We start from the raw sequence: 12,667 nt of genomic DNA, 5'->3' as shown, positions 1-12,667 counted from the left end.
AAGACGGGAGCAAAGGAATCACCATGGCTACCAAGCAAAAGATCCGCATCCGCCTGAAGGCATTCGACTACAAGCTGATCGACCAGTCGGCCGCTGAAATCGTGGACACCGCCAAGCGCACCGGCGCGATCGTCAAGGGCCCCGTGCCCCTGCCGACCCGCATGAAGCGTTTCGACATCCTGCGTTCGCCGCACGTCAACAAGACGTCGCGCGACCAGCTGGAAATCCGCACGCACCAGCGCCTGATGGACATCGTCGACCCGACCGACAAGACCGTGGACGCGCTGATGAAACTCGACCTGCCGGCCGGCGTGGACGTCGAGATCAAGCTGCAGTAATCCATTCGGCTTCGCGCCGCGATTGCTAGAAAACCCGCCTGCAGAAATGCAGGCGGGTTTTGTGCTTTATGTCACGCGGATGTGGCATCCTCCCGTGCCGGCCGCCGTCAATCATCGAGGCGCCGGGTAGCTGAAACGAGGGCAGCACAACCATGAGACACCGTATCTCCTTTGCTTCGAGCCTTGTGGCTTGCATCGCAGCAGTGCTGCTGACCGCCTGCGGTGGCGGCGGAGGGGGAGGCGGCGGTGGAATTCCCTTGTTGCCCATAGTTCCGACGGCGCCGGTCGCGTTGAGCGGCACGGCCACCTACGAGTCGGTGCCCAATCCCAGCGGCCGCCTCGTGTATGCCAACACCACGGTCAAGCCGGTGCGCGCAGCCTTCGTCGAGGTGCTCGACGCCACCAGCGGCAGCCAGCTGGCCACCACTTCCACCGACGACAACGGCGCCTATTCGGCGAGCGTTCCAGGAAACACGAACGTCATCGTCCGCGTGCGGGCCCAGATGACCCGCACCGGGGCGTTTCCGAGCTGGGACGTCACCGTGCGCGACAACACGCAATCGAGCGCCATCTATTCCATGCAGTCGTCGGCGTTCTCCACCGGCAGCGCGGCGCTCACCCGCGACCTGCGTGCCGCCAGCGGCTGGGGTGGCTCGAGCTACACCAGCCAGCGCGTGTCCGGGCCGTTCGCCATCATGGATACGGTCTACACGGCGATGCAGAAAGTGATGTCGGCGGCGCCTGCGACGGCGTTCCCGTCGCTGAAGGTGTTCTGGAGCGTCAACAACACGAACGCCAGCGGCAGCATCGCGCAGGGGCAGATCGGCACCACGTTCTTCATCGGCAGGAGTTCTGGCGCCGAAATCTACGTGCTCGGCAAGGAAGACGTGGATACCGACGAATTCGATGCTCCGGTCATTGCGCATGAATGGGGGCACTACTACCAGGCCTCGTTCAGCCGTGACGACTCGACGGGCGGCGCGCACTCCACGAGCGAGCGCGTCGACCGCCGCCTCGCCTTCTCCGAGGGTTGGGGCAACGGCTGGTCGGGCATCGCGCTGGGGCGCAGCAACTATGTCGACTCGGGCGGACCCGGCCAGGCCAGTGGCGGAAGCCTCGATCTCACGAGAGGGCCGACGGCCACCAATCCGGGCTGGTTCAGCGAATCCTCGATCCAGTCGATCTTCTGGAATCTGAACCAGCAGGTCGGCTTCAAGCCCATCCATGATGCGCTGACGAGCGCGTTGTTCCGGAGCGGAGCGCCGGTGACCTCGATTCATCCGTTCACGGCGGCATTCAATTCGGTCGCCTCGGGCAATGCGTCGGCGTTGGCAACGTTGCTCGCGGGCCAGAACATCAGCGCCGCCTCGAACGATCCCTACGGTGTGCAGGAAAGCAACAACGGCGGCGCTCCGGCCGTGAGCTATGTGTTGCCGATGTACACGACGGCGGCGGTCGGAGGCTCGGTTACGCAGGCCTGCGTGACGAACGCCGCGGATCCTCAGCGCCAGGGGAACAAGCTCGGAAGCTTCGCCTACCTGCGCTTCACGGCGCCGGCCAGCCGCAACTACCTGTTCACGGTCAGCCCGCCGGCGGGCGCCAGCCCGAACTTCGTGATCTACCGGGGCGGGGTGGTGAGCCGGAACACGAATACGGTCAGCCTGTCGGCTGGCGACTATGTGCTGGTCGTCAACGATGTCAATAACGCTGCCGCAAGCACCTGCTTCAACGTTTCGATTCAATAAATAGACAGCAGCGAGGAAGGCCGCCATGAACCTCCGTTCCAGCTCGATGATCGCCGCCGCATGCTTGGCGCTTTTTGCCGCATCTGCATGTGCGGACAGCACGTCGACGCCGCGCACCGCCAAGGGCACCGCTTCTTCCAGCCAGGCTGCGCCCATGACGGCTACCGCGCGGAAGCCCAACGATTCCGGCGTCGCGATCCAGTATCGGGTCGAGGGTACGGCCAGGGTCGGCCGGGCGATTTCGGTCGTATTGCAGTTCGACGGCGTGAGCGATCCGGCTGGCGCCACTGCGCGCCTGACGACCGACGCCGGCCTGACCCTGACGACGAGCAGCACCCTCGCGCTTCCCGCCGGCCAGAGCACGACCGCCACCGCCATGGTGACCAGCGACCGCGAAGGCCTGGCCTACCTGAACGTCTTCGTCACGCAGAACGGTGCCATGAGCATCGTCGCCATTCCTGTCCAGACCGGCTCGAGCGCGCCGGCCATGAAGGCCGCGGGCGAGCTGAAATCGTCCCCGGAAGGCGAAAAAATCATTTCGATGCCGGCCAAAGAGCCGAAATAGGCCGAAAAACGCCCCATGAAGGGGCGCCAAGGCCCGAAAGCGCCGCAATGATGGCGCTTGCGCCAAGCCCGCAGCGCGGGCTATAATCGCTGGCTCTGCCCTTGTTGCGTCCGCATGGGCGCTATGCGAGCAGAGATTTATCAACCTTCTTCCGCTGCTCGGGGAAACCCGGCAAACGCTGTCGCCAATTGAAGTGGCAGCGGCGAAGGAAGCTTCCATTTTTGGAGAAAACAAATGAGTCTGAGCAACTCCCTCGGGTTGCTGGGCCGCAAGGTGGGGATGATGCGTCTCTTCACCGATGACGGGGACGCAGTTCCTGTCACGGTGGTGGATGTGTCCAACAACCGCGTGACCCAGATCAAGTCCCAAGAGACCGATGGCTACGTCGCCCTGCAGGTGACGTTCGGTTCGCGCAAGGCATCGCGCGTGACCAAGCCCGAAGCCGGCCACCTCGCCAAGGCGGGTGTCGAAGCTGGTGAAATCATCCAGGAATTCCGCGTTACCGCCGATACCGCAGGTCAGCACAAGGCTGGCGGCGTGATCCCGGTGGCAAGCGTCTTCTCCGTGGGCCAGAAGGTGGACGTGCAGGGCACTTCCATCGGCAAGGGCTACGCTGGCACGATCAAGCGCCACAACATGAGCTCGCAGCGCGCGTCGCACGGTAACAGCCGTTCGCACAACGTGCCCGGCTCGATCGGTATGGCGCAGGATCCCGGTCGCGTGTTCCCCGGCAAGCGCATGACGGGCCACCTCGGCGACGTCACCCGCACCACGCAAAACCTCGACGTGATCCGCATCGACGAAGCACGCCAACTGCTGCTCATCAAGGGCGCGATTCCGGGTTCGAAGGGTGGCTTCGTCACCGTGCGTCCCGCCATCAAGGCCAAGCCGCAGGCCCAAGGAGCGAAGTAATGGAACTCGAACTCCTGAACGAACAAGGCCAGGCCGCGTCGAAGTACGACGCACCCGAGACCGTGTTCGGCCGTGACTACAACGAAGACCTGGTCCACCAGATCGTCGTTGCTTTCCAGGCCAACGCACGCCAAGGCACTCGCGCCCAGAAGGACCGCGAGCAGGTCAAGCACTCGACCAAGAAGCCTTTCAAGCAAAAGGGAACGGGCCGCGCCCGTGCCGGTATGACTTCCTCGCCGCTGTGGCGCGGGGGCGGCCGGATCTTCCCGAACATGCCTGACGAAAACTTCTCGCAGAAGATCAACAAGAAGATGTACCGCGCCGGCATGGCGTCCATCTTCTCGCAGCTCGCTCGCGAAGGCCGTCTGGCCGTGGTCGACTCGATCAAGGTCGACTCGCCCAAGACCAAGCCGCTGGCAGCCCGTTTCAAGGCGATGAATCTCGAGTCCGTGCTCGTGATCGCCGAAGAAGTCGACGAAAACCTGTACCTTGCCTCGCGCAATCTGGTCAACGTTCTCGTGGTCGAACCCCGCTACGCCGATCCGGTGTCGCTGGTTCACTACAAGAAGGTGCTGGTCACCAAGGGTGCCGTCGACAAGCTCAAGGAGATGTTCGCATGAGCCGCGTGAACCCTACTGCCGCTGAACGTACGTTCGAAGAAGGCCGCCTGATGGCGGTGCTGGTCGCCCCGATCGTGTCCGAAAAGGCCACGATGGTCGGCGAGAAGTCGAACGCTGTCACTTTCAAGGTGCTGCAAGACGCCACCAAGCCCGAGATCAAGGCCGCTGTCGAACTGATGTTCAAGGTCGAAGTCAAGGGCGTGTCGGTGCTCAACACCAAGGGCAAGACCAAGCGCTTCGGCAAGTCCGTCGGCCGCCGCGACAACGTTCGCAAGGCCTATGTGACCCTGAAGGCCGGTCAAGAGCTCAACCTCGTCGGGGAAGGCGCTTAATCATGGCCGTCATCAAGATGAAACCCACTTCGCCGGGCCAACGCGGCGCGGTGAAGATCTCGCGTGACCACCTGTTCAAGGGTGCTCCTCACGCCCCACTGCTGGAGCCCCAGTTCCAGAAGGCCGGCCGCAACAACAACGGCCACATCACGATCCGTCATCGTGGCGGCGGTGCCAAGCACCACTACCGCGTTGTCGACTTCGTGCGCAACAAGGACGGCATCCCGGCCAAGGTCGAACGCATCGAATACGACCCGAACCGTACCGCCCACATCGCTCTGGTCTGCTACGCCGACGGCGAGCGCCGCTACATCATCGCCCCGCGCGGTCTGGAAGCCGGTGCAACGCTGCTGTCGGGCGCCGAAGCCCCGATCCGCGCCGGCAACACCCTGCCGATCCGCAACATCCCGGTGGGTTCGACGATCCACTGCATCGAACTGCAGCCCGGCAAGGGCGCGCAGATCGCCCGTTCGGCCGGTACCTCGGCCACGCTGCTGGCCCGTGAAGGCGTCTACGCCCAGGTCCGCATGCGCTCGGGCGAAGTTCGCCGCATTCACATCGAATGCCGCGCGACCATCGGTGAAGTTGCCAACGAAGAGCACAGCCTGCGCCAGCTCGGCAAGGCCGGTGTGAAGCGTCACATGGGTATTCGCCCGACCGTTCGCGGCGTGGTGATGAACCCGGTCGACCACCCGCACGGTGGTGGCGAAGGCAAGACTGGCGAAGGCCGCCATCCTGTCGACCCGTGGGGCAATCTGACCAAGGGCTATCGCACCCGTAACAACAAGCGCACGCAGGTCTTCATCGTGTCGCGTCGCAAGAAGTAAGGGATAGCCAATGACTCGCTCTCTCAAGAAGGGTCCGTTCGTCGACCACCACCTCGTGGCCAAGGCCGACAAGGCCGTGACGACCAAGGACAAGAAGCCGATCAAGACCTGGTCGCGTCGCTCGATGGTTCTGCCCGAGTTCATCGGCCTGACCATCGCTGTTCACAACGGCAAGCAACACGTGCCTGTGTACATCACCGACCAGATGGTCGGCCACAAGCTCGGCGAATTTGCGCTCACGCGCACGTTCAAGGGGCACCCCGCGGACAAGAAAGTCCAGAAGAAGTAAGGAACGACCATGTCTGAAACACGTGCAGTCCTCCGCGGTGTCCGCCTGTCGGTCGACAAGGGCCGTCTGGTCGCTGACCTGATCCGCGGCAAGAAGGTCGATCAAGCGCTCAACATCCTGCAATTCACGCAGAAGAAGGCCGCTGTGATCGTCAAGAAGGTGCTCGAATCGGCTATTGCCAACGCCGAGCACAACGACGGTGCCGACATCGACGAACTGAAGGTCAAGACCATCTACGTCGAGCAAGGCGCCACGCTCAAGCGCTTCACCGCGCGGGCCAAGGGTCGCGGCAATCGCATCAGCAAGCCCACGTGCCATGTGTACGTGACGGTTGGCAACTAAGAAGGCCTGGAAGAAATATGGGACAGAAAATCCACCCAACCGGGTTCCGCCTTGCGGTCACCCGTAACTGGTCCAGCCGTTGGTACGCAAGCGACCGCGATTTCGCGGGCATGCTGGCCGAAGACATCAAGGTTCGCGAATACCTGAAGAAGAAGCTGAAGAACGCTTCGGTGTCGCGCGTCATGATCGAGCGTCCCGCCAAGAACGCACGCATCACGATCTACTCGGCACGTCCGGGCGTCGTGATCGGCAAGAAGGGCGAAGACATCGAGAACCTCAAGCGCGAACTGGGCAAGCAGCTCGGCGTGCCGGTTGCGGTCAACATCGAAGAAGTGCGCAAGCCCGAAATCGATGCGCAGCTGATCGCCGACAGCATCACGCAGCAGCTCGAGAAGCGGATCATGTTCCGCCGCGCCATGAAGCGCGCCATGCAGAACGCCATGCGTCTGGGTGCCCTGGGCATCAAGATCATGTCGGCTGGCCGCCTGAACGGCATCGAAATCGCACGTACCGAGTGGTACCGCGAAGGCCGCGTGCCGCTGCACACCCTGCGCGCCGACATCGACTACGGCACCTCGGAAGCCAAGACCACCTACGGCGTCATCGGCGTCAAGGTCTGGGTCTACAAGGGCGACACGCTGGGTCGTAACGACCTGCCCGCTGTCGAGACGCCGCGTCCTGAAGAAGAACGTCGTCCGCGCGGTCCGCGCCGTGATGGCCGCCCCGGTGGCGACCGTCCGGGCAGCGACCGCCGTGGCCCCGGCCCCCGCGCCGGTGCCCGCGGTCCGATCGGTGGCAACACCGCTCCGGCCGATGGCAGCGACAAGCCCACAGAAGCAACCGGCGGTGCCGGTGCAGACTCGAAACCCGCCGTTAAGCGCGTCCGCAAAGCCGCGCCCGCTGCAGCAGCGGACGGTGCCAAGACCGAGTAATCGGTCGCTCCCGGGCACGCAAGTGCCTGGGGCCCTCACGGAGTAACAAAACATGCTGCAACCTGCACGCAGAAAGTTCCGCAAGGAACAAAAGGGCCGCAACACCGGCATCGCGACCACGGGTAACTCGGTCGCGTTCGGTGACTTCGGTCTCAAATGCACCGACCGCGGCCGCCTGACGGCGCGCCAGATCGAAGCCGCTCGTCGCGCGATTTCGCGTCACGTGAAGCGCGGTGGCCGTATCTGGATCCGCGTGTTCCCGGACAAGCCGATCTCGACCAAGCCCGCCGAAGTGCGGATGGGTAACGGTAAGGGCAACCCCGAGTACTACGTCGCCGAAATCCAGCCCGGCAAGATCGTGTTCGAGATCGTCGGCGTGCCCGAAGAACTCGCTCGCGAAGCGTTCCGCCTGGCCGCCGCCAAGCTGCCGCTGCGCACGACGTTCGTCGCTCGCCAGCTCGGCGCCTGAGAGGAGAACATCCATGGCAACACGTAAGAAGACCGCCGCGGCTCCGGCCAAGGTGACGAAGGCCGCAACCCTGCGCACGAAGGACGTCGCAGGCCTGCAAGCCGAGATCAAGGACCTGCAGAAGGCCCATTTCGGCCTGCGCATGCAGAAGGCCACGCAACAGCTGTCGAACACCTCGACGCTGCGCGTGACCCGCCGCGACATCGCGCGCGCCAAGACCATTCTTGCTCAGAAGCAGCAAGAAACCCAAGCCGCCAAGTAAGGAGTGAACATGACGGAAGCTAAAAAATCCCTCAAGCGCACCTTGATCGGCAAGGTGGTCAGCGACAAGCGCGCCAAGACCGTGACCGTGCTGGTCGAGCGTCGTGTGAAGCACGAGCTCTACGGCAAGATCGTGGCCAAGACGAGCAAGTACCACGCCCACGACGAAAAGGGCGAGTACAAGCTGGGCGACACCATCGAGATCACGGAAAGCCGTCCGATCTCGAAGACCAAGAACTGGGTCGTGACCCGTCTGGTCGAGAAGGCCGTCCTGGTCTGATCAATCATTGGAGCCCCCTGGGGCAACCAATCCGGAAACGGCCCACAATGTGGGCCGTTTTTCTTTTTCAGGAGCACATTCAATGATCAAAGTCGGCGACACCATTCCCTCGGCCACCCTGCAGGAATACTCCGAAGTCGAGGGCGAAGGCTGCAGCATCGGCCCGAACCCCGTGGACGTGACCAAGGCAACGGCTGGCAAGACCATCGCGCTGTTCGCGCTGCCCGGCGCTTTCACCCCCACCTGCTCGGCCAAGCACGTGCCGGGCTACGTGCAGCACTTCGACGACTTCAAGGCAGCCGGTGTGGACGAGATCTGGTGCGTGAGCGTGAACGACGCCTTCGTGATGGGCGCCTGGGCACGCGACCAGAAGACGGGCGCCAAGGTGCGCATGCTGGCCGACGGCAGCGCCGATTTCGCCAAGGCCACCGGCCTCACGCTCGACCTGACAGGCCGCGGCATGGGCCTGCGCAGCAACCGCTACTCGATGCTCGTGAAGGACGGCAAGGTCGCCACCCTCAACGTCGAGGCGCCCGGCAAGTTCGAAGTCAGCGACGCCGGCACGCTGCTGGCCCAGGCTCGCGGCTGATCCGATCGGCGGCTCAGCCGCTCAGAGATCCACCTTGAGGTAGTGGGCCCCGGCAACGGGGTTGTGATAGTAGGGCGGCACTTCCACGAAGCCCAGGTCTTCGTAGAGTGCCCGCGCCGACTCCATGTCGTCGAGGGTGTCGAGCAGCACGCAGCCATATCCGGCGCTGCGTGCCGCATCCAGGATCGCCTCCGCCAACTGGCGGCCGAGCCCCAGGCCGCGAAAGCCGGGGCGCACGTACAGGCGCTTCATTTCCGCCGCGTTCGCATAGTCCGCGTTGTCGAGCGGACGCAGCGCGCAGCATCCCGCGACGTGCGCGAGCGTGCCGTCGGCGCGCTTCAGCGTCGGGGCCTGACGCCCGGCGTCTTCCTTCACATTGGCCGGATCGACCAGCGCGAGCAGCAGCGTGCCGCGCGGCTCGGCATATTCGCCGGGCAGTTGGGCCAGTTCGCCGTCGAAATCCTGGAAATCCAGGTCGATGCCCAGCGAGCCCGCGTAGTCGCGGAAGATCGTGCGCACCGCCTCGATCTCGTGCGCTTCTTCGGGCGTGAGCAGCACCACGGCGGGTACCGCCGACAGCGGCAGGGGGCGTGACACGGAGAAGCTCATACGCGCAGCGAGGAAATCCACCAGGCCACGCCCGCGCACAGCGCGAACAGGATCAGTGCCAGCCAGCGCGAAGCCGCGTCGTCGCGGCTCGGCGCCACCTGGCCGCTTTCCGAGGAAACCAGCTTGTCGCCCGTCACCATCGGCCGCACCAGGCGGTGCCGCTTGATCAGCACGTAGAACAGCACAGCCAGCACGTGCAGGCTGACGAGCGCGATCACGGCCCATTTGCCCTGCGCCTTGTGCCAGCCGGTGGCCAGGCTCACGACTTCGCCCGAGACAAAGCGGGTGAGCGGCCCCGAGGCGGAGATCTCGTCGTCGGCCATCAACCCGGTGGAGACCTGCACCGCCAGGATGGTCAGTACCGCGAACACCGACAGCGCGCCCAGCGGCGTATGCCCGATCAGGTGGTCCGGATGCGCCCGCCCGCGCAGATAGGCCGCGAGCGAGCCCGGTCCGTAGACGAAGGCGCCGAAGCGCGACCAGCGCCCGCCGACAAAGCCCCAGAGCACGCGAAACAGCAGCAGCGCGAGCACCGTGTACCCCAGGCGGAAGTGCCATTCCATGGCCCCGTTCAGGCCGGTGCCGATCATGCCGATGACGGCGACGGCCAGCGCCCAGTGGAAAAGGCGCGTCGGCAGGTCCCAGACGCGGGTGCGGGCGCCGGGGCCGGAGGCCGCGCGAAGGGCGGCCACGGAGGAGTCGGTCATCGAGGAAGGCGCCGGGGGCGCAATGCTGCGGAAGGCGCAGATTAGCAAAGTCCGGGCCCCGGACCGCTTCGGGTTGTTGCTATGCGCCGGACACGGCCCGCCCCTACACTCGCTCGCAGCGCTGCGTTCGACGGCGTTTTTCTCCCACAACGAGGATCCACGATGACCCGAATTGCTTCGTTAGCCCTTGCAGCCGCCTGCGCTGCCATGTCCCTTCCCGCGGCGGCCCAGTTCGCCAAGCCCGAGGACTCCATCAAGTACCGCCAGAGCGCGTTGTTCGTGATGGGCCAGCATTTCAGCCGCCTCGGCGCCATGGCCAACGGCCGCGCGCCCTACGATGCAGCTGCCGCCGCGGCCAATGCCGAAGTGGTCGCCGACATGGCGAAGCTGCCCTGGGCGGGCTTCGGTCCCGGCGCCGAGGGCGGCAAGGCCAAGCCCGAGATCTGGAAGGAAGACGCCAAGTTCAAGGAACGCCAGCAGAAGCTGATCGAGGAAACCGGCAAGCTGGTGACCGCCGCCAAGGCAGGCAATCTCGACGCGCTCAAGGCCCAGTTCGGCCCGACCGCCGCGAGCTGCAAGGCCTGCCACGACAGCTTCCGCAACCAGTAAGCAGCGGATCGCAGCACGACAAAAGCAAAAGGCGCCCTTTCGGGGCGCCTTTTCTTTTGGGGGATCGATTGGGGATCAGGCTTCTGCCAGCAGCTTTTCGATCAGCTTGTGCAGTTCGGCGAAGTCGGGCTCGCCCACATAACGCTTCACGATCTCCCCGCGCTTGTTGACCAGGTAGGTGGTCGGCGTGAGCTTCACGTCGCCCCACGCCTGCGCCACGCTGCCGGTGTTGTCGATCGCCACCTTGAACGGCAGCTTGCGCGTCTCGGCGAAGTTGACGACGTAGCTCGGCGGGTCGTAGCTCATTGCCACGGCCAGGGTGTCGTAGCCCTGCGCCTTGTACTTGTCGTAGGTGGCGATGACCTTGGGCATCTCGCCCACGCAGGTCACGCAGCTGGTCGCCCAGAAATTGACCAGGGTGACCTTGCCTTTCAGGTCCGCCGTGCTCTTCTGCGTGCCGTCGAGCAGCACGAAGGTGGAGGCGGGAGCGGCGGTGGCACCGGAGCCGAGGTACACGCCCACGCCGGTGGCCAAGGCGACGACGACGGCGGCTGCAGCGAGGTATTTCTTCATGGCTTGGTGCAAGAGAAGGGCGGCGCGATTTTAGTTCCGCATGCCGGATCCTGCTGGCGACATCCCGCTGGCCCGGCGCCGCTCGATAATCGCTGCCCCATGCCGCCTGCTGTCGTCCTTTCTTCCCGGCTCGTGCTGGCCGCGGCTGCCCTGCTCGCAGCCTGCAGCCCCGCCTTCAACTGGCGCGAGGTGCCGATCGCCGGAGCCGGCCTGGTTGCGATGCTGCCCTGCAAGGCAGACCGCGCCACCCGCGCGTTGCCGTTGGGCTCCGAATCGGTGCAGGTCGACATGACGGGCTGCGAGGCCGGCGGCGCGACCTTCGCCATCGCACATGCCTCCGCCGGCAGTCCCGCGCAGGCCGAAGCCTGGCTTCATGCCTGGCAGGCCGCCACGCGCAGCCAGCTGGGCGCGGCGCAGGTTGCGGAGTCGCGCCCCAGCGTGCAGCGCGCGACCGCCGTGCCCGCTCCGCTGCAGCTCGACGCGCTGCCACAGCCTCAACAGCAGCCGCAGGGCGCCGCCACGCAGCTGCAGGTGCTCTGGTTCGCCCAGTCGCAGAAGGACGGCACCGTCGCGCTCTACCAGGCCACCGTGCTCGGCCATCCTTCCTCGGCCGAGGCGTCGAAGACCTTCTTCGAGGGCCTGAGGCTGCCATGACCGGCGGCATGTTCGCCGCGGCGGCGCTGCCTGCTATGGTTCTGATAGCTGTCTCGACTGGCGGCGTGTCCGCAACGGCCGGCCCGATTCGTGCGGCACTGTCCGTTTTTCGCGGCTGTCGCGTTATGTCGCATATCTACTTCCCCTGGACGGCCCCGCATAATCGACGCGTCGTCCTCCGTCCCGCATGAACAGCATCCTCATCATCGCCCACTCACCGTTCGCGCACGCGATGCGGCAGTGCGCGCTGCATGTGTTTCCCGATTGCGAGCAGGCCATCGTCGCGCTCGACGTACTGCCCAACGTGTCGCCCGAAGAAACGCTGGCTGCCGCGCGCATCACGCTCGCGCAGCAGCTGCACACGCCGCGCTCGCAGGTGCTGGTGCTGGCGGACGTATTCGGCGCCACGCCCTGCAACGTGGCGCAGAAGCTGGTGGACGGCGTGCGGTCGCGGCTGGTGGCGGGGGTCAACCTCCCGATGCTGCTGCGTGCCGTCACCTACCGGCACGAACCCCTGGAGACGCTGGTGCAGCGCGCCCTCGCGGGCGGCACTGCGGGCGTCATGCAGGTGGCGGTGGCGGCTCCCCAGAACCAGGCGAAAAGAAAGCACAGTGATCAAGAAATCCGTGACCATCAGCAATAAGCTGGGCCTGCACGCACGCGCATCGGCCAAGCTGACCAAGCTCGCAGGCAGCTTTCCCTGCGAGGTGTGGCTCTCCCGCGGCGACCGCCGCATCAATGCCAAGAGCATCATGGGCGTGATGATGCTGGCCGCCGGCATCGGCACCACCGTCGAGCTGGAAACCAACGGCCCCCAGGAAGAAGAAGCGATGAACGCCATCGTCCAACTGATGGACGACAAGTTCGGCGAAGGCGAATGAAATGGCTCACCCCCAGGCTTTTTCACTTCGTGTAAACGCCCCCCCCCTCGCCGGGGGCGATGCCAGTCGCCCGGCAAAGCCGGTTCGACGGCATCCCGCGAATTCGTGTAAGTACCGCGCCCACAGCGGATCG

21 protein-coding genes are annotated in these 12,667 nt (G+C 65.0%); 18 read left to right on the top strand and 3 right to left on the bottom strand.

Annotated features, from left to right (window positions below; translation table 11 throughout):
* Positions 1-23 precede the first annotated feature (23 nt).
* The 14 genes from rpsJ (at position 24) to EJP69_RS28370 (ending at position 8,501) form a co-directional block, all read left to right on the top strand.
* On the top strand, positions 24-338 hold the full coding sequence (gene rpsJ, locus EJP69_RS28435) for a 30S ribosomal protein S10 (protein WP_007838118.1): 315 nt from the start codon (positions 24-26) through the stop codon (positions 336-338).
* A 152-nt stretch (positions 339-490) separates the two neighbouring features.
* On the top strand, positions 491-2,083 hold the full coding sequence (locus EJP69_RS28430; RefSeq protein WP_126473668.1) for a hypothetical protein: 1,593 nt from the start codon (positions 491-493) through the stop codon (positions 2,081-2,083).
* 25 nt (positions 2,084-2,108) lie between these two features.
* A complete protein-coding gene (locus EJP69_RS28425; protein ID WP_126473666.1) occupies positions 2,109-2,648 on the top strand; it encodes a hypothetical protein in 540 nt (179 codons plus the stop codon).
* A gap of 234 nt (positions 2,649-2,882) precedes the next feature.
* Complete coding sequence (gene rplC, locus EJP69_RS28420; RefSeq protein ID WP_093206292.1) at positions 2,883-3,560, top strand: 50S ribosomal protein L3; 678 nt, start codon at positions 2,883-2,885, stop codon at positions 3,558-3,560.
* Positions 3,560-4,180 carry a 50S ribosomal protein L4 gene (rplD, locus tag EJP69_RS28415; RefSeq protein ID WP_019657681.1) on the top strand — a complete coding sequence of 207 codons (621 nt, stop codon included), beginning with the start codon at positions 3,560-3,562 and terminating at the stop codon, positions 4,178-4,180. The genes rplC and rplD overlap by 1 nt, the downstream gene beginning before the upstream one ends.
* Positions 4,177-4,512 (top strand): 50S ribosomal protein L23, encoded by a 336-nt coding sequence (rplW, locus tag EJP69_RS28410; protein WP_093206293.1) that lies wholly within the window; start codon positions 4,177-4,179, stop codon positions 4,510-4,512. Before rplD ends, rplW begins: the two co-directional genes overlap by 4 nt.
* Before the next feature lie 2 nt (positions 4,513-4,514).
* Positions 4,515-5,339: a 50S ribosomal protein L2 gene (gene rplB / locus EJP69_RS28405; protein WP_007838130.1), complete on the top strand. Its 825-nt coding sequence runs from the start codon at positions 4,515-4,517 to the stop codon at positions 5,337-5,339.
* 10 nt (positions 5,340-5,349) lie between these two features.
* Positions 5,350-5,628, top strand: coding sequence for a 30S ribosomal protein S19 (gene rpsS, locus EJP69_RS28400; protein ID WP_007838132.1), 279 nt, complete (start codon positions 5,350-5,352; stop codon positions 5,626-5,628).
* Between the two features lie 9 nt (positions 5,629-5,637).
* Entirely contained in the window at positions 5,638-5,970 is a 333-nt protein-coding gene (rplV, locus tag EJP69_RS28395; RefSeq protein WP_019657678.1) for a 50S ribosomal protein L22, read from the top strand.
* A gap of 17 nt (positions 5,971-5,987) precedes the next feature.
* Complete coding sequence (gene rpsC, locus EJP69_RS28390; protein ID WP_126473664.1) at positions 5,988-6,902, top strand: 30S ribosomal protein S3; 915 nt, start codon at positions 5,988-5,990, stop codon at positions 6,900-6,902.
* A gap of 52 nt (positions 6,903-6,954) precedes the next feature.
* Complete coding sequence (gene rplP, locus EJP69_RS28385; protein ID WP_007838137.1) at positions 6,955-7,371, top strand: 50S ribosomal protein L16; 417 nt, start codon at positions 6,955-6,957, stop codon at positions 7,369-7,371.
* Between the two features lie 52 nt (positions 7,372-7,423).
* On the top strand, positions 7,424-7,633 hold the full coding sequence (gene rpmC, locus EJP69_RS28380; RefSeq protein WP_026284221.1) for a 50S ribosomal protein L29: 210 nt from the start codon (positions 7,424-7,426) through the stop codon (positions 7,631-7,633).
* Between the two features lie 9 nt (positions 7,634-7,642).
* Positions 7,643-7,912 (top strand): 30S ribosomal protein S17, encoded by a 270-nt coding sequence (rpsQ, locus tag EJP69_RS28375; protein ID WP_015867662.1) that lies wholly within the window; start codon positions 7,643-7,645, stop codon positions 7,910-7,912.
* Between the two features lie 82 nt (positions 7,913-7,994).
* Complete coding sequence (locus tag EJP69_RS28370; protein ID WP_093306895.1) at positions 7,995-8,501, top strand: peroxiredoxin; 507 nt, start codon at positions 7,995-7,997, stop codon at positions 8,499-8,501.
* A gap of 21 nt (positions 8,502-8,522) precedes the next feature.
* Here EJP69_RS28370 and EJP69_RS28365 read toward each other — a convergent pair whose 3' ends face one another.
* Complete coding sequence (locus EJP69_RS28365; protein WP_126473662.1) at positions 8,523-9,110, bottom strand: GNAT family N-acetyltransferase; 588 nt, start codon at positions 9,108-9,110, stop codon at positions 8,523-8,525.
* Entirely contained in the window at positions 9,107-9,817 is a 711-nt protein-coding gene (locus EJP69_RS28360; RefSeq protein WP_126473660.1) for a cytochrome b/b6 domain-containing protein, read from the bottom strand. The genes EJP69_RS28365 and EJP69_RS28360 overlap by 4 nt, the downstream gene beginning before the upstream one ends.
* A 162-nt stretch (positions 9,818-9,979) precedes the next feature.
* On the opposite strand from EJP69_RS28360, the gene EJP69_RS28355 reads away from it, so the two are divergent.
* Complete coding sequence (locus tag EJP69_RS28355) at positions 9,980-10,426, top strand: c-type cytochrome (RefSeq protein ID WP_093206297.1); 447 nt, start codon at positions 9,980-9,982, stop codon at positions 10,424-10,426.
* A 75-nt stretch (positions 10,427-10,501) separates the two neighbouring features.
* On the opposite strand, the gene EJP69_RS28350 is transcribed toward EJP69_RS28355, so the two are convergent.
* On the bottom strand, positions 10,502-10,999 hold the full coding sequence (locus EJP69_RS28350) for a TlpA disulfide reductase family protein (protein WP_093206298.1): 498 nt from the start codon (positions 10,997-10,999) through the stop codon (positions 10,502-10,504).
* A gap of 99 nt (positions 11,000-11,098) precedes the next feature.
* Here EJP69_RS28350 and EJP69_RS28345 point away from each other — a divergent pair, with 99 nt between their 5' ends.
* The 3 genes from EJP69_RS28345 to EJP69_RS28335 all read left to right on the top strand — a co-directional run bounded on the left by EJP69_RS28345 (position 11,099) and on the right by EJP69_RS28335 (position 12,534).
* Positions 11,099-11,653 (top strand): hypothetical protein, encoded by a 555-nt coding sequence (locus EJP69_RS28345; RefSeq protein ID WP_093306898.1) that lies wholly within the window; start codon positions 11,099-11,101, stop codon positions 11,651-11,653.
* Between the two features lie 187 nt (positions 11,654-11,840).
* The gene (locus EJP69_RS28340) at positions 11,841-12,296 is read left to right on the top strand and encodes a PTS sugar transporter subunit IIA (RefSeq protein WP_093206300.1); all 456 of its coding nucleotides are present in this window, start codon (positions 11,841-11,843) and stop codon (positions 12,294-12,296) included.
* Positions 12,265-12,534: an HPr family phosphocarrier protein gene (locus EJP69_RS28335; protein WP_019657667.1), complete on the top strand. Its 270-nt coding sequence runs from the start codon at positions 12,265-12,267 to the stop codon at positions 12,532-12,534. Before EJP69_RS28340 ends, EJP69_RS28335 begins: the two co-directional genes overlap by 32 nt.
* Positions 12,535-12,667 lie beyond the last annotated feature (133 nt).

The organism is Variovorax gossypii (assembly GCF_003965815.1).
Classification (GTDB): domain Bacteria; phylum Pseudomonadota; class Gammaproteobacteria; order Burkholderiales; family Burkholderiaceae_C; genus Variovorax; species Variovorax gossypii.
Note: the sequence above shows the minus strand (reverse complement) of the source record. Positions and strands in the feature narration are given on the sequence as shown.

What these genes read in the sequence shown, in the direction of transcription:
- rpsJ (WP_007838118.1), top strand. Translation starts at nt 24, where the DNA reads ATGGCTACCAAGCAAAAGATCCGCATCCGCCTGAAGGCATTCGACTAC.
- EJP69_RS28430 (WP_126473668.1), top strand. Translation starts at nt 491, where the DNA reads ATGAGACACCGTATCTCCTTTGCTTCGAGCCTTGTGGCTTGCATCGCA.
- EJP69_RS28425 (WP_126473666.1), top strand. Translation starts at nt 2,109, where the DNA reads ATGAACCTCCGTTCCAGCTCGATGATCGCCGCCGCATGCTTGGCGCTT.
- rplC (WP_093206292.1), top strand. Translation starts at nt 2,883, where the DNA reads ATGAGTCTGAGCAACTCCCTCGGGTTGCTGGGCCGCAAGGTGGGGATG.
- rplD (WP_019657681.1), top strand. Translation starts at nt 3,560, where the DNA reads ATGGAACTCGAACTCCTGAACGAACAAGGCCAGGCCGCGTCGAAGTAC.
- rplW (WP_093206293.1), top strand. Translation starts at nt 4,177, where the DNA reads ATGAGCCGCGTGAACCCTACTGCCGCTGAACGTACGTTCGAAGAAGGC.
- rplB (WP_007838130.1), top strand. Translation starts at nt 4,515, where the DNA reads ATGGCCGTCATCAAGATGAAACCCACTTCGCCGGGCCAACGCGGCGCG.
- rpsS (WP_007838132.1), top strand. Translation starts at nt 5,350, where the DNA reads ATGACTCGCTCTCTCAAGAAGGGTCCGTTCGTCGACCACCACCTCGTG.
- rplV (WP_019657678.1), top strand. Translation starts at nt 5,638, where the DNA reads ATGTCTGAAACACGTGCAGTCCTCCGCGGTGTCCGCCTGTCGGTCGAC.
- rpsC (WP_126473664.1), top strand. Translation starts at nt 5,988, where the DNA reads ATGGGACAGAAAATCCACCCAACCGGGTTCCGCCTTGCGGTCACCCGT.
- rplP (WP_007838137.1), top strand. Translation starts at nt 6,955, where the DNA reads ATGCTGCAACCTGCACGCAGAAAGTTCCGCAAGGAACAAAAGGGCCGC.
- rpsQ (WP_015867662.1), top strand. Translation starts at nt 7,643, where the DNA reads ATGACGGAAGCTAAAAAATCCCTCAAGCGCACCTTGATCGGCAAGGTG.
- EJP69_RS28370 (WP_093306895.1), top strand. Translation starts at nt 7,995, where the DNA reads ATGATCAAAGTCGGCGACACCATTCCCTCGGCCACCCTGCAGGAATAC.
- EJP69_RS28365 (WP_126473662.1), bottom strand. Translation starts at nt 9,110, where the DNA reads ATGAGCTTCTCCGTGTCACGCCCCCTGCCGCTGTCGGCGGTACCCGCC.
- EJP69_RS28360 (WP_126473660.1), bottom strand. Translation starts at nt 9,817, where the DNA reads ATGACCGACTCCTCCGTGGCCGCCCTTCGCGCGGCCTCCGGCCCCGGC.
- EJP69_RS28355 (WP_093206297.1), top strand. Translation starts at nt 9,980, where the DNA reads ATGACCCGAATTGCTTCGTTAGCCCTTGCAGCCGCCTGCGCTGCCATG.
- EJP69_RS28350 (WP_093206298.1), bottom strand. Translation starts at nt 10,999, where the DNA reads ATGAAGAAATACCTCGCTGCAGCCGCCGTCGTCGTCGCCTTGGCCACC.
- EJP69_RS28345 (WP_093306898.1), top strand. Translation starts at nt 11,099, where the DNA reads ATGCCGCCTGCTGTCGTCCTTTCTTCCCGGCTCGTGCTGGCCGCGGCT.
- EJP69_RS28340 (WP_093206300.1), top strand. Translation starts at nt 11,841, where the DNA reads ATGAACAGCATCCTCATCATCGCCCACTCACCGTTCGCGCACGCGATG.